The organism is Nocardia rhamnosiphila NBRC 108938, from assembly GCF_000720425.1.
GTDB classification, from domain to species: domain Bacteria; phylum Actinomycetota; class Actinomycetes; order Mycobacteriales; family Mycobacteriaceae; genus Nocardia; species Nocardia rhamnosiphila.
In genome coordinates this window covers 1,106,118-1,119,711 of the sequence record NZ_JOAJ01000001.1, presented here as the reverse complement: position 1 = coordinate 1,119,711, position 13,594 = coordinate 1,106,118, and the positions used below count along the sequence as shown (strand labels likewise).

The 13,594-nt window shown below is 66.6% G+C and carries 13 protein-coding genes; 9 read left to right on the top strand and 4 right to left on the bottom strand.

All coding sequences use genetic code 11. The annotated features are described in order from the left end of the window. Positions 1-14 precede the first annotated feature (14 nt). The gene (locus IG75_RS0104960; RefSeq protein WP_036512748.1) at positions 15-890 is read right to left on the bottom strand and encodes an alpha/beta fold hydrolase; all 876 of its coding nucleotides are present in this window, start codon (positions 888-890) and stop codon (positions 15-17) included. A gap of 88 nt (positions 891-978) precedes the next feature. On the opposite strand from IG75_RS0104960, the gene IG75_RS0104955 reads away from it, so the two are divergent. From IG75_RS0104955 to IG75_RS0104930, 6 genes are all read left to right on the top strand, one after another. Continuing rightward, entirely contained in the window at positions 979-1,566 is a 588-nt protein-coding gene (locus IG75_RS0104955) for a CGNR zinc finger domain-containing protein (RefSeq protein WP_051714217.1), read from the top strand. 66 nt (positions 1,567-1,632) lie between these two features. Continuing rightward, a complete protein-coding gene (locus IG75_RS0104950) occupies positions 1,633-2,355 on the top strand; it encodes a trimeric intracellular cation channel family protein (protein ID WP_051714215.1) in 723 nt (240 codons plus the stop codon). 32 nt (positions 2,356-2,387) lie between these two features. Then, positions 2,388-3,710 carry an amidohydrolase gene (locus IG75_RS0104945; RefSeq protein ID WP_081876633.1) on the top strand — a complete coding sequence of 441 codons (1,323 nt, stop codon included), beginning with the start codon at positions 2,388-2,390 and terminating at the stop codon, positions 3,708-3,710. Positions 3,711-3,775: 65 nt separating this feature from the next. Then, entirely contained in the window at positions 3,776-4,156 is a 381-nt protein-coding gene (locus tag IG75_RS0104940) for a helix-turn-helix transcriptional regulator (protein ID WP_210436775.1), read from the top strand. A gap of 5 nt (positions 4,157-4,161) precedes the next feature. Next, positions 4,162-4,572, top strand: a complete 411-nt coding sequence (locus IG75_RS0104935) for a VOC family protein (protein WP_030519950.1) — start codon at positions 4,162-4,164, stop codon at positions 4,570-4,572. A gap of 129 nt (positions 4,573-4,701) precedes the next feature. Next, positions 4,702-7,092, top strand: a complete 2,391-nt coding sequence (locus IG75_RS0104930) for an ATP-binding cassette domain-containing protein (protein WP_030519949.1) — start codon at positions 4,702-4,704, stop codon at positions 7,090-7,092. An 8-nt stretch (positions 7,093-7,100) separates the two neighbouring features. Here the strand turns inward: IG75_RS0104930 and IG75_RS0104925 are convergent, their stop codons facing one another. After that, positions 7,101-8,699, bottom strand: a complete 1,599-nt coding sequence (locus IG75_RS0104925) for a serine hydrolase (protein ID WP_030519948.1) — start codon at positions 8,697-8,699, stop codon at positions 7,101-7,103. 261 nt (positions 8,700-8,960) lie between these two features. On the opposite strand from IG75_RS0104925, the gene IG75_RS0104920 reads away from it, so the two are divergent. After that, positions 8,961-9,707 carry a hypothetical protein gene (locus IG75_RS0104920; RefSeq protein WP_156058643.1) on the top strand — a complete coding sequence of 249 codons (747 nt, stop codon included), beginning with the start codon at positions 8,961-8,963 and terminating at the stop codon, positions 9,705-9,707. 558 nt (positions 9,708-10,265) lie between these two features. Here the strand turns inward: IG75_RS0104920 and IG75_RS0104915 are convergent. Beyond that, positions 10,266-10,622, bottom strand: a complete 357-nt coding sequence (locus IG75_RS0104915; protein WP_030519946.1) for a hypothetical protein — start codon at positions 10,620-10,622, stop codon at positions 10,266-10,268. Positions 10,623-10,863: 241 nt separating this feature from the next. Continuing rightward, complete coding sequence (locus tag IG75_RS0104910; protein WP_030519945.1) at positions 10,864-12,036, bottom strand: epoxide hydrolase family protein; 1,173 nt, start codon at positions 12,034-12,036, stop codon at positions 10,864-10,866. 103 nt (positions 12,037-12,139) lie between these two features. Here IG75_RS0104910 and IG75_RS0104905 point away from each other — a divergent pair, with 103 nt between their 5' ends. Both IG75_RS0104905 and IG75_RS0104900 read left to right on the top strand, forming a co-directional pair. Further along, entirely contained in the window at positions 12,140-12,715 is a 576-nt protein-coding gene (locus IG75_RS0104905; protein ID WP_030519944.1) for a CGNR zinc finger domain-containing protein, read from the top strand. Positions 12,716-12,971: 256 nt separating this feature from the next. Continuing rightward, positions 12,972-13,523 (top strand): dihydrofolate reductase family protein, encoded by a 552-nt coding sequence (locus IG75_RS0104900; RefSeq protein WP_030519943.1) that lies wholly within the window; start codon positions 12,972-12,974, stop codon positions 13,521-13,523. Positions 13,524-13,594: the final 71 nt, after the last annotated feature.

Genomic DNA, 13,594 nt, shown 5'->3' with positions numbered 1-13,594 from the left:
CGCCCGGCCGACCATCAGAGCCCGGAATCGGGTAGCCGGTCGAGGAATGCGGCGATGAGCCGGGCGATCTCTCCCAGATGGGTTTCCAGGGCGAAGTGGCCCGTATCGAACAGATGCAGTTCGGCGTCCGGGAGGTCGGTCAGGTAGGCGTGCGCGCCGGGCGCGGGAAAGAACGGATCGTTCGCCCCCCAGGTGATCAGGGTGGGCGGGGCGTACTTCCGCAGCCAGCCCTGCCAGGCCGGATAGCGGGCGATATTGGACCGGTAGTCGAAAGCCAATGCCATCTGCGCCTCCTCGCGCCCGGGCAGGCCCAGGAAATACTGGTCCAGCAACCAGGATTCGGGGGACAGTGTGGTGACCTCAGGGACTCCGGTCTCGTACTGGCTGCGGGTGCCCGCCGGGGCCAGCAGTCGGCGGATCGTGTCTCGGGCGCCCTCCTGCTCCGGACGGAGCGAAATGAACTCCCGCGCGCCGTCGGACAGCCCTGCCTCGTAGACGTTTCCGTTCTGCACGATCAACCCCGTGACCCATTCCGGGTGGCGCTCGGCGAGCCGGAAGCCGATCGGAGCGCCGAAGTCGAAGACATACATGGCGAAACGGTGCAGGCCGAGCTGCTGCACGAACGCCTCGGTGATATCGGCCAGGTGATCGAAGGTGTACTCGAAATCTGCCGGCGTCGTGGTGTTCCCGAAACCGGGATAGTCGGGCGCGACGAGCCGGTAGCGATCGCCGAGCACATCGATCAGCCGTCGGAACTGATGAGAGGCGGAGGGAAAGCCGTGTAGCAGCAGCAGCGTCGGCGCCTCGGCGCGACCGGGCACGGATTCCCGATAGAAGACACCGACGCCGTCGACATCGAGGTAGCGGTGATGAACCAGCGGCAAGCTCATGGATTCACATGCTTTCTTCTCAAGTAGATGCATTAGCTGTAGTCGAACCGCGTCTAACGTGTCAAGACAGTGAAGTAGCATTAGCGGGATGAACTCGGCAGCATTCCCGGTGGGCGAGCAACTGGCCCTGGATCTGGTGAACACCCGCCCGGCCCAGGGTGACCTCCTGAGTACTCCCGATCAGTTGGCCGACTGGCTCCGGCAACAAGCCGATCGGCTGCCGGAAAACCCGCCCGAATACCCGACCACCGAGGCGTTGCGACAGGTGTGGCAGGTCCGCGACCACATCTCCACGGTGCTCGAGGCGTTGCTGTCCCACCGCCGCCCGCCGGCAGCCGCCCTGCACGGATTGGCCGATGCCCAATCCGCCGCCCCCGCCGTCCGACATCTGGTGTGGGACGGCACCGCGCTCACGGCCACAGTGCGCCGAAGCGGCCCCAGCGGCACGCGGCTGGCCGCCGCCCTGGCCGAAGCCGCCGTCGACCTGCTCTCCGATCCGGCGATCGCCCGCCTCAAACAATGCGAAGCCGACGACTGCGTCCTGCTGTTCATCCCCGCCCATCCCCGCCGCCGCTGGTGCTCACCACAACGCTGCGGCAACCGAGTCCGCGTAGCCCGCTACTACGACCGCCACCACCCGGGGAAGATCCCCGAGACCGGCAGCGTCATCGACTGAACCAGCGCGTCCGCACGACGCACGTCACCACCGAGAACCCACCGTCGCGCGTGTTAGTTTGCTGCGGTGGCCGCACCCGCCGAAACCATCGACCAGGTCACGCGATATCTCGACCTCGCCGGCGTCTTCGCCTGCGCGATGCTCGGCGGCGCCGTATCCCGCACCGAAAAACTCGACCTGTTCGGGTTCCTCGTCGTCGGTATCGTCTCCGGCCTCGGCGGCGGCATCATCCGCGACACCCTGCTCCAGCAAGGCCCCCCGGTAGCACTCACCGACTACGCCTACCTGCCCACCGCCGTGGCCGGCACCCTCATCTCCTTCCTCATCCACCTCAGCGAACACGCCTGGGACCGCCTCTTCACCGCCCTCGACGCCGCCGTCATCGGGTTCTGGGCGGTCACCGGCGCACAGAAAACCCTCGCCGCCGGGCTCGGCTGGCTCCCCGCCGTACTGCTCGGCATCACCACCGCCGTCGGCGGCGGCGCCACCCGCGATGTTCTCCTGCGACGGGTCCCGGCCGTCTTCGGCGGAAACGGTCTCTACGCCACCGTCGCCGCCGTGGTCGCCGGCACCATGGTCGTCTGCACCTATCTCGGCGCTCCCGCGATCGGCATCGTCGCAGGCATCGCCTTCTCACTGGCTCTCCGACTCGCCGCCGTCCGGTACGGCTGGGGCCTGCCCAACGGCCTGGACTGGCAGCCGCACACCCGCCTGGCCGCCGCCGTCCGCGGCGTCCGCACCACCCGTCGCGGCCGTACCCGCGACACCGGTACCGAAGACAGCAGCTGACCACCCGACCCCCGAGCAGAGAGGCACTACCGATGAATCGTGCCGCCGCAACTGTTCTGACCGGCCTGGACGCCGCCCGCGCGGAGATCGAGAACCACTACCGCGATCTGCACGCCCACCCCGAGCTCGGCATGAGCGAACACCGCACCGCCGCGCTCGTCGCCACCGCGCTGCGCGACTACGGCTACGACGTCACCACCGGCATCGCCGGCACGGGAGTCACCGGCGTCCTCCGCAACGGCCCCGGCCCCGCCGTGCTGCTGCGCGCCGATATGGACGCCCTGCCGGTCGAGGAAGCCACCGGCCTGCCCTACGCCTCCACCGCCACAGTCGACCGTGGCGGCGTCCCACAACCGGTCATGCACGCATGCGGACACGACATCCACATCGCCTGCCTCCTCGGATCCGCCCGCCTGATGGCCGAGGCCCGGCACGCCTGGCACGGCACGATCATCACGCTGTTCCAGCCCTCGGAAGAGAATGGTGACGGTGCTCGCGCCATGGTCGCCGACGGACTCACCGGGAAGATTCCCGCCCCCGACGTCGTCCTCGGCCAGCACGTCCTGCCCTATCCCGCGGGCACCATCGGCACCTGCCCCGGACCGTTCCTCTCCGCCGCCGACAGCCTCCGTGTCACCCTGCACGGCCGTGGCGCCCACGGCTCCCAACCCCAGGCCTCCGTCGACCCGGTCGTCATGGCGGCGATGTGCGTGCTGCGCCTCCAGACAGTGGTTTCCCGGGAAATCGCGCCCACCACCCGTGCGGTCGTCACCGTCGGCAGTATCCACGCCGGCACCGGGCCCAACCTCATCCCCGACGACGCCGTCCTCGAGATCAATGTCCGCACCTATGAGCCGGAAGTCCGCGAGCACGTCCTGAACTCCATCGAACGGATCGTGCGCGCCGAAGCTGCCGGCGCCGGCGCCCCACGTGAACCCGAATTCGAGCGGATCACGACCTTCCCGCCGACCGTCAACGACCCCGAAACCACCCGCCGGGTCGCCGCGGCCTTCGCCACCGCCTTCGGCGCCGCCGCCCACCGCATCGAGCCACAGACCGCCAGCGAGGACATCAGCGAAATACCCGCCGCGTTCGGCGTCCCGTTCACCTACTGGGGGCTCGGCGGCACCGACCCGGCCGCCTTCGCCGAAGCCGTCGAAAAAGGCACCCTGTTCCAGGACATCCCGGTCAACCACAGCTCCCGCTTCGCGCCCGCGCTACAACCCACCCTCGACACCGGAGTCACCGCCCTCGTCGTCGCCGCGCTCGCCTGGCTCGACCCCGGGGACGACACCGGCAACCCACCGGCGGGAACTGGGCAACCCGGGCACGATATGGAACGATCGGCCACGTGACCAGCAGACCCACCGCGGATCAACACCTCCGCGATCTTGCGCTGTTACGCCGCGTCCGCGACCGGATGGACCGCGAATACGCGCAACCACTCGACGTCGAGGCGCTCGCGCGCGGTGTCAACATGTCCGCCGGACACCTCAGCCGCCAGTTCCGGCTCGCCTACGGCGAATCCCCGTACGGCTACCTGATGACCCGCCGCATCGAACGCGCGATGGCCCTGCTGCGCCGCGGCGACCTCACCGTCACCGAAGTCTGCTTCACCGTCGGCTGCTCCTCACTGGGCACCTTCAGCACCCGCTTCACCGAACTCGTCGGCATGCCGCCCAGCGCCTACCGGCGCCAACAAGCCGACGCCACCGCCGGCATCCCGTCGTGCACGGCCAAACAGGTGACCAGACCGATCAGGAATCGAGAAGCCCCGGTAACCACCCCGCAGTTAGCGTGATCGGCATGGACATCACCATTCACGCCAGCTACCTGCCCCAGGACGATCCCGAGGCCGCCATCGGGTTCTACCGCGACACCCTCGGCTTCGAGATCCGCAACGATGTCGGCTACAACGGCCTGCGCTGGATCACCGTCGGCCCCGCCGGCCAACCCGGAACCTCCATCGTGCTGCACCCACCCGCCGCCGACCCCGGCATCACCGACGAGGAACGCACCACTATCGCCGAAATGATGGCCAAGGGCACCTACGCCGGCATCAACCTCGCCACCGAAGACCTCGACGGCACCTTCGAACGCCTCCAGGCCGGTGATGTGGAAGTGGTCCAGGAACCGACCGAACAGCCGTACGGCATCCGCGACTGTGCCGTCCGCGATCCCGCGGGCAATATGATCCGCATCCAGCAACTGCGCTGACCGGAGGTCCACCCACCGATCCGGCACGCATACCGGCCCGTCCTACCGGACGGGCCGTTCCGGCAACACCCGACCGCTCGAGCCGAGCCGGCCGATGTCGACGACCGCTACCACCGCAGAGGGAGACAGATGAGCACCGCCACGAAGACCGGCACCCGGGCGTCCGCGACACACGCCGCCGACAGCCACGACCTCATCCGGGTACAGGGCGCGCGCGTCAACAACCTCAAAGACGTCAGCGTGGAGATCCCGAAACGGCGGCTCACCGTGTTCACCGGCGTCTCCGGTTCGGGCAAGAGCTCCCTCGTCTTCGCCACCATCGCCGCCGAATCCCAGCGGATGATCAACGAGACCTACAGCGCCTTCGTCCAAGGTTTCATGCCCACCCTGTCACGGCCCGACGTCGACCTGCTCGAAGGCCTCACCACCGCCATCATCGTCGACCAGGAACGCATGGGCTCCAACCCCCGTTCCACCGTCGGCACCGCCACCGACGCGAACGCCATGCTGCGCATCCTGTTCAGCCGGCTCGGCGACCCGCATATCGGTTCACCCAACGCCTACTCGTTCAATATGCCGTCGGTGACCGCCAGCGGCGCCATCACCGTTCAGCGCGGCTCCAAAACGGTCGCCGAGAAAGCGACCTTCAGCCGCCTCGGTGGCATGTGTCCCCGCTGCGAAGGTATGGGGTCGGTCACCGACTTCGACCTCACCGCGCTCTACGACGACAGCCTCTCCCTCAACGAGGGCGCCCTCACCATCCCCGGCTACAGCATGGACGGCTGGTACGGCCGCATCTTCCGCGGCTGCGGCTACTTCGACCCCGACAAGCCGATCAAGAAGTTCACCAAGAAACAACTGCACGACCTGCTCTACAAGGAGCCCACCAGGATCAAGGTCGAAGGCATCAACGTCACCTACGAAGGTCTCATCCCGCGCATCCAGAAGTCCTTCCTGTCCAAGGACGTCGACGCCATGCAACCGCACATCCGGGCCTTTGTGGAACGCGCCGTCACCTTCACCACCTGCCCTGAATGCGGCGGCACCCGCCTCACCAAGGAAGCCCTGGCCTCCAAGATCAACGGCAAGAACATCGCCGATCTGTGCGCCATGCAGATCAGCGACCTCGCCGACTGGGTCCGCGAACTCGACGAACCCTCGGTCGCCCCGCTGGTCAACGGCCTGCAGCATCTGCTCGACTCGTTCACAGATATCGGGCTGGGCTACCTCTCACTGGAGCGCCCCTCCGGCACTCTGTCCGGGGGAGAGGCCCAACGCACCAAGATGATCCGCCACCTCGGCTCCTCGCTCACCGACGTCACCTACGTCTTCGACGAACCCACCATCGGCCTGCACCCGCACGATATCCAGCGGATGAACGACCTGCTGCGCCAGCTCCGCGACAAGGGCAACACCGTCCTCGTCGTCGAACACAAACCCGAAGCCATCGAAATCGCCGACCACATCGTCGATATCGGTCCCCGCGCCGGCAGCGACGGCGGACAGATCGTCTTCGAAGGCACCGTCGACGGCCTCCGTGCCAGCGACACCCTCACCGGACGCCACCTCGACGACCGCGCCGCCCTCAAGAAATCCGTGCGCACCCCCTCGGGCGCCCTCGAAGTCCGCGGCGCCGACTCCCACAATCTGCGTAACGTCGACGTCGACATCCCGCTCGGCGCCCTCGTCGTCGTCACCGGCGTCGCCGGCTCCGGCAAGAGTTCCCTGATCACCGGCTCGGTTTCCGGACGCGACGGCGTCGTCACCATCGACCAGGGCGCCATCCGCGGCTCCCGCCGCAGCAACCCGGCCACCTACACCGGACTCCTCGACCCCATCCGCAAAGCCTTCGCGAAAGCCAACAACGTCAAACCCGCCCTGTTCAGTTCCAACTCAGAAGGCGCCTGCCCCACCTGTAATGGCGCCGGCGTTATCTACACCGACCTCGGTGTCATGGCCACCGTCGAATCCACCTGCGAGGAATGCGAAGGCAAGCGGTTCCAGGCCGCGGTCCTCGAATACACCCTCGGCGGCCGAAATATCGCCGAAGTACTCGACATGTCGGTGGCCGAAGCCGAAGAGTTCTTCGGTTCCGGCGACGCCCGCATCCCCGCCGCCCACAAAATCCTCGACCGGCTCGCCGACGTCGGGCTCGGTTACCTGCGCCTCGGCCAGCAACTCACCACACTCTCCGGCGGTGAACGCCAGCGCATCAAACTCGCCACCCAGATGGCCGAGAAGGGCGGAATCTACATCCTCGACGAACCCACCACCGGCCTGCACCTCGCCGATGTCGAACAGCTCCTCGGACTGCTCGACCGGCTCGTCGACTCCGGTAAATCGGTCATCGTCATCGAACACCACCAGGCCGTGATGGCCCACGCCGACTGGATCATCGACCTCGGTCCCGGCGCCGGACACGACGGCGGCCGCATCGTCTTCGAAGGGACCCCCGCCGATCTGGTCGCCGCTCGCTCCACCCTCACCGGCGAACACCTCGCCGCCTACGTCGGCGCCTGACGCCGCGATCAGCGCACGAACGTACCGCACCCGTCGGAGTCGTAGAACTCCAACCACAACCGGTCCCCGTCGAACCGGGCCTGCGAAACACTGCCCGGATTCGCGCTCTCACCCACCGGGGAGAAGACGAACGTGTCACCGTCGCGATGCCGCAACGGCATCGCGACGTGCCGCGGCCCCATCGTCAACAGCAGCGCGTCACCGTCCACCGCCACCGCCGCCGGGCCGAAATAGTCGTTGCCGTACTCACCCGCATAGTCCTCCAGCGGTCGTGCCGGCGCCGGATTCGGCGGCGGTGGGGCCCCGACCAGCTCACCGACCGGCGCGTTCAACTGCTCGAACGCCTTCGAATACAGCTCCCACCAGTTCTGCCGCACCTCACCGAACTGCACCAGATCGGCGAACTCGGCGTTCAATGTCTCCGGCACCCCGATCGGCGCGGCATTGGTCAGCGTCACGATGCCCACATTCGCGGACGGAATCATCGTCATCGCGGTCGCCGCACCCTGATCGAACGCCCCCGAATGACTCAGCACCACCCGGCCCGCCGGTGAATTACCCACATTGAAACCGAACCCGTACTGACCCGCTCGGGCATCCACCTCGGCCGGCGGTGACGACACCGACTGCGGTGTCAGCGCGGGGAGCAGCGCCTCGGGCGCCACCACCTGCGCACCACCGTGCTTCCCGTTCGCCAGCACCATCATCATCCACTGCGCCATATCGGTCACCGACGAACTCACGCCGCCGGCGGGGGACTGGGCGTCCGGCTGCCGTCCCGGCTGCGCCGGACGATACTTACCGTCCACCAGCACATGCCCGGACGCGTGGTCGCCCGCCGCCACGAAATCGGCGTACCGGGAACTGGTCGACGACATACCCAGCGGACGATAGATGGCCTGCTCCGACAGCGCCGACCAGCGCTGTTTCGACGCATCGGCGACCGCGATCGCCGCCGCCGTGAGCCCGAAGTTCGTATACGCGTAGGAATCGCGAAACGGAGCCAACGGCAGCATCCGCAACCGCTGAAGAATCGCGGTCCGGTCGAACCCCAGATCCTCCAGCTTGTCCCCGGCGTGCTCGGGCAGCCCCGAACGGTGCGCGTACAGGTCGCCGATGGTCACATGGTCGCTCACATACGGGTCTTGCAACGCGAACCAGGGCGCCGGTTCCCGAACCGGCCTATCCCACTGGACCACTCCTTCTTGGACCTGACGTGCGACCACCGTGGCCCCCACCGGTTTGGACAGCGACGCCAACTGGAACACCGTCTCCGGTTTCACCGGCTGCCGCCCGTCGACGTCCCGGACCCCGAACCCCTTCTGAAACACCACCTCGCCGTCGTAGACCACGGCGACCGCCATCCCCGGAATATCGGTGTCGCGCATCAACTCCTCGGCGCGGTATTCGAGCATGCCCAGAATATGGTCGACCCGTCCGCGCGGTATGGCGACGCCGGCCGCCTGATCGGGCCGCAGATCCGATGGCGAAGTCGAAGGCGCGGCCGCCCCGGGGACCGGGGTCGGTTCCCGGTCCCCGCACCCCGATACCAGTCCAGCGGCAGTCACCACGGAGACACAGAGAACTACCAGCCGACGTCTGCGCATAGCTCGCCTCCGGGAGGTCGTCGCTGACACGAGCCCAGTTCGGTCCCGAGCCTAACCCCCGCCTCCGCCCCCACCCGGTACGCGGCAGGCTGTGTTTCCGCCCTGCCGTGGGGCAGGGGAGTGGGCGTTGCCACGGCAGGGTGGGCTGGTTCAGCGCCGGACACCTGTTCCGGCCGCAGTAGCGCCCGGCGCTGACGAAACTGCGCACTGGTTTCAACCACTGCAGATCATGTGCGTGAATAGCGATGCTGATACTTAGATATGCGCATCTCACTACTCCACCCCAATACCACTACACGTAGGTCAACAAACCTAAAGACAAAGGAAGAGGCTATTTACAGGAGAGGAGGGGGTTTCGAGATCCCCGATGTCAGGAAGAATGCAGATGCGGTGGATGCAGCCACGGGCCGCTGGAGTGGACACACATTGTGGGCGTCGACCGACGGGCTCGCGTACAGCCTCTACTGGGACAGCGGCCGGTTCTCACCGCTCGCGGGCCGTTCCACGGCGGATACGAGCAACCTGTCGCATGCGGACAGCTCCCGGACGACCGCAGCGGAGCGGTCGATTCCGGTGGCCGGGGAAGCGCCCCACTGGAAAGATCGCGCCGACATCCGGAACATCACGGACAGGATGCTGGCCATGGGGCGGATCGTTCCTGAACTGGGGGAGGAGGTCGGTGATCTGGTGGCGAAATCGGCCACTCTGACCGCAGGTATCGCCGAGCTGCGCGCCGCGGGATGGACCTTGGAATACGGCGTCGAGGGGGCAGGCAGCTACACGGACCGCGAGCGGCGCAAGATCACCGTGGACGGCCGGTATCGCCATTCGTATTTCGCCGACAAGACGACCGCGACGGTCGCCGAAGAGGTGGCACTGGCTTCCTACGACAGTTCGGTGTGGGATGCGGGGCACCGGGGTGGGCCGGTGGAGGTTTGGCTCGAAGGGCCGGGCGTCCGACGGCGGTGCGGATCACACGGCACCCTAGTATTCGACCGGCGCGCGTGAGGCGCGGCATATCGCCGATATGCGGTCAGCTCGTATCGGGTCGGTTGTCCGGGTTTGTATCCGCCCCGTTCGTATTACGTCATGTGACGAATTGGCGAGTGGGGGATTTTATCCCGTTGAAAGCGAATCGATAAGTCCAACAACGAAAGCTACGCCCGGCGCCGTACGCCGGCAGCAGACGCCTCGGGGTCGTCTGCCGAGACCCGTGGCGGCAGAGTGATCGTCAGGTACTCGACGGCAATCGGCCGCTATGCTGCCGAAACCCACCCGCCCAAGAACGCCGATAATCTACATTATGTCAACTAAAGCTCCGCGTATTGCATCGGATCGAATCAGGCCTACCTCCCCCGAGCACCTCGGCGCCGGCTCTGAATCTGTATGTACGCCGCCACCGTCAGGAATTGATCGGTACTTGTGGGCGCCGGAGGGAAACTACTTATCGGTCCCAGCGTCCCGCCGACGCCGAATCCGCAGGGTCACCAGCAAAGCCCTGCACAAGCCTCGGATAATCAAGGAAGCGCGACCCCGATCCCGCATGAGAGATCGGTGATCGATCGGTCAGTGTTGGGGCGTCAGCGTGATGGCGCCGATCAGCACCCCACCCAGATACGCCGGGCCCTCGTACCCGCCATGTCCGTCGCCGATCAGTACGACTCGGTGACCGGGAAATAGGTCCACGTAACCACCGTCGGGCGTCGAATGAATTGGGTAACGCCCTATCAACACCAGGTCACCGCCCTCGACGCGCCCGTCGCGTTGCAGGAGCACGATGCCGGACGACCACGTCGTGGACGTATAGGCCCCGGGTTCGACGTCGGCGAACGCTTGACCGACCGTGCCGAAGAGAGTGGCGGCACACACGGCCACAGCGATCGCAGCTATCCGGATTATCGCTGGTCTGGCGCGAATGGACATCGTCAACTCCTGTCGCATCGGGTTGCCAACTCTACGCCTGCCGGCCCTGATCCGGCCGAATATGCACGAATCGAATTACCTCAGCACCACTCCCCGCATATGCCACAGCCGAGCGCTTCCTTACAGCGGCGAAATGGGTGATGTCATTGTCTGTAGGCAATCAACGGCTTCGCGGCGTGCAGACAGCGATGCGGGCGGTCACTACGCGAAGCGTGCGCGGAGTTCCGGCGCGCGGCCGCGTTCACCGATCGGCGGCCAGCACGGCCGCGAGTCCTTCTTGCAGGTCCTTGACGAAATACTCGGGAACCTCCAGCGACGGGAAATGTCCCCCGGTCTCGGGCGACCTCCATCGGACGATCTGCCCGTACCGCTCCTGCGCCCAAGGGCGCGGACACTTCTCGATGTCGCGGGGATACATTGTGATTGCCGACGGGACGTCGACCCGGAGTTCGGGATCCAGCGAGTTGTGGCTTTCGTAGTAGATGCGGGCCGCCGATGCCCCGGTACGCGTCAGCCAATACAGGGTGACGTCGTCGAGAACCCGGTCTATGGAAAGCGTCTCGAACGGGCTGTCTTCGGTATCGCTCCACTCGGCGAACTTGTCGAGGATCCAGGCGAGAAGCCCGACCGGTGAGTCGACGAGCGAGTAGCCGATGGTCTGCGGGCGGGTCGCCTGCTGCTTCGCGTACGCCGCGCGGTGGCGCCAGAAATCGCGGGTTTCCTCGGTCCATCTGCGCTCGGCCTCCGTCAGACCGTCCGTTGTCAACCCGGGCGGTGCCTCCGCGAACAGGGTGTGTATGCCGAGAACGTGCTCTGGGAACCTGCCGCCGAGAACCGTGGTGATGTTTCCTCCCCAGTCGCCGCCATGGGCCGCGAACTTGCTGTAACCGAGCCGGCCCATCAGTTCTACCCATGCGGCCGCGATCTTTTCGGTCCCCCACCCCGTGGTGGCCGGCTTATCGCTGTAGCCGAAGCCCGGAAGCGATGGCACCACGACGTGGAACGCCGGCGCGTGTGCATTTTTCGGATCCGCCAGCTCGTCTACTACATCGATGAACTCGGCGATGCTGCCCGGCCAGCCGTGCGTCAAGATCAGCGGAGTGGCCTCCGCACGAGTGGATCGGCGGTGCAGGAAATGGATTCCCAGATCGTCGATGGTCGTGCGGAACTGCCCGATCCGGTCGAGGCGCTTTTCGAACGACCGCCAGTCGTACCCGGTGCGCCAGTAGTTCACGACATCGACGAGATCGGCGAGCGGAACACCCTGTTCCCACCGGCGCGGACCGGGCGCGGCCCCATGGACCGTCTCGGCCTCCGGTAGCCGCGCCGCGGCCAACCGCGCGCGCAGGTCGTCGAGGTCGGCGTCGGTTGCGTGGGATTCGAACGCTTGCACGTCGCTGCTCGGGCGGTGCATGAGACCTCCTGGTTGTCGAGGAACCGGCTATGACCTATCAAGAACCGGCTAAGGCGGTTCTAACATGTATTCGGGCGGACGCGCAACCGGCTAAGGTGGTTCCATGCCTGCTGGGTTCCCCGACTTCCGCCTCGGTAGCGTGCTGGCGACCAGCTTCACGGCGACGCTGACGGAGCGGCGCGGCGACGCTGTGGAGCGCATTCCCACACCGCAGCGCCTCGTCGACTGGCTGGCGGTGAACGGCCTGACCGTGGAGTCCTGCACCACTGCCCAGCTCGAACTCGCCCGGGAACTGAGGGAGTCGATTCACGCCGCCGCGACAGCGGCGGCGGTCCGAGAAGCTCTCCCCGCGTCTGCCGTTCAGATCATCAATGACCGCAGCATTCGGGGTCGGGCCGCCGCTGTCCTGACGCCCGAGGGCACTCGGCGATGGCAGCTCGGCTCGGCTTCCTGCGTAGAAGATGCCCTGGGCGTGATCGCCGCCGACGCGATCGGCATCATCGCAGGCGAACGAGACGGAAAATTGGCCCTGTGCGCCTCGCCGACCTGCCGGGCCGCCTTCTTCGATACGAGCCAAAGCCGCACCCGCAAATGGTGTGACATGAACACGTGCGGAAATCGTCAGAAGAAGGCGCGCTTCAATGCCAACCAGCGCAAAAGTCCCAGATCAACGGCGTGATCGTTACCGGTGTGCCCGCCGGTGTCACCGCCTCGTTCGTCCAGCGACCGATCCGGACCACACTCGGTAAACTCTGTTCGTCCTCCGGCTACGGCAGGAGGACGGCAACTGTCCGGCGGTGTGGCGGTGATCGAGCAGTGGCCGTCGGGGCCTTCCTGACGGTCGCAGCGCCGCGGCAGTTACCCGGCCGAGCTCCCGATGTCCACGGAAAGCCTCGTCCCGATGAGTTTCGAGCGCCTGGCGGGTCTACCCGGTTATGAGGAGACTGATCTACGGGTTCAGCGTGTCCCTGGACGGCTACATCAATGATCGCGACGGCAGTATCGACTGGACCGACCCGGACGACGAACTGCACCAGTTCCACAACGACCGCTTCCGCGACGTCGAGGTCTCGCTGCACGGTCGCCGGCTGTACGAGCTGATGGCCGAGTACTGGCCGCATGTGCCCGATGACGCGCCACGCATCGAGCGTGAGTTCGCCGCGCTCTGGACCACGAAGCCGAAGGTCGTCTTCTCCCGGACGCTCACCGAGGTGCACTGGAACAGCACTCTGGTCGCCGAGCACGCGGTCGAGGAGGTCCGCAGGCTGAAGGCCGGCGGTGACGGCGTCATGGAGGTCGGTGGCGCGAGCCTCGCGGCCTCGCTGATGCCGCACGGGCTCATCGACGAGTATCAGCTGTTCCTGGTGCCCGTGGTGCTCGGAGGCGGCACACCGATGTTTCCCGCGCCGGCCGAGCGCCTCCAACTCCGATTGGCCGAGACGAGGCACTTCGGCAGGGTGGTGATGCTCCGCTACCTCGCCGAGTGAGTTCCGTTCAACCACCGCGGCTCGTCGGGCGCGACGGTCACCTCTGCGGTGCGACCGTCGATGGCGAGCTC

Bases quoted from the DNA above. Each gene is read 5' to 3' on its own strand.
- IG75_RS0104920 (WP_156058643.1), top strand. From the start codon at position 8,961: ATGCGCATCTCACTACTCCACCCCAATACCACTACACGTAGGTCAACA.
- IG75_RS0104900 (WP_030519943.1), top strand. From the start codon at position 12,972: ATGAGGAGACTGATCTACGGGTTCAGCGTGTCCCTGGACGGCTACATC.
- IG75_RS0104925 (WP_030519948.1), bottom strand. From the start codon at position 8,699: ATGCGCAGACGTCGGCTGGTAGTTCTCTGTGTCTCCGTGGTGACTGCC.
- IG75_RS0104940 (WP_210436775.1), top strand. From the start codon at position 3,776: ATGGACCGCGAATACGCGCAACCACTCGACGTCGAGGCGCTCGCGCGC.
- IG75_RS0104910 (WP_030519945.1), bottom strand. From the start codon at position 12,036: ATGCACCGCCCGAGCAGCGACGTGCAAGCGTTCGAATCCCACGCAACC.
- IG75_RS0104915 (WP_030519946.1), bottom strand. From the start codon at position 10,622: ATGTCCATTCGCGCCAGACCAGCGATAATCCGGATAGCTGCGATCGCT.
- IG75_RS0104955 (WP_051714217.1), top strand. From the start codon at position 979: ATGAACTCGGCAGCATTCCCGGTGGGCGAGCAACTGGCCCTGGATCTG.
- IG75_RS0104960 (WP_036512748.1), bottom strand. From the start codon at position 890: ATGAGCTTGCCGCTGGTTCATCACCGCTACCTCGATGTCGACGGCGTC.
- IG75_RS0104930 (WP_030519949.1), top strand. From the start codon at position 4,702: ATGAGCACCGCCACGAAGACCGGCACCCGGGCGTCCGCGACACACGCC.
- IG75_RS0104945 (WP_081876633.1), top strand. From the start codon at position 2,388: ATGAATCGTGCCGCCGCAACTGTTCTGACCGGCCTGGACGCCGCCCGC.
- IG75_RS0104905 (WP_030519944.1), top strand. From the start codon at position 12,140: ATGCCTGCTGGGTTCCCCGACTTCCGCCTCGGTAGCGTGCTGGCGACC.
- IG75_RS0104935 (WP_030519950.1), top strand. From the start codon at position 4,162: ATGGACATCACCATTCACGCCAGCTACCTGCCCCAGGACGATCCCGAG.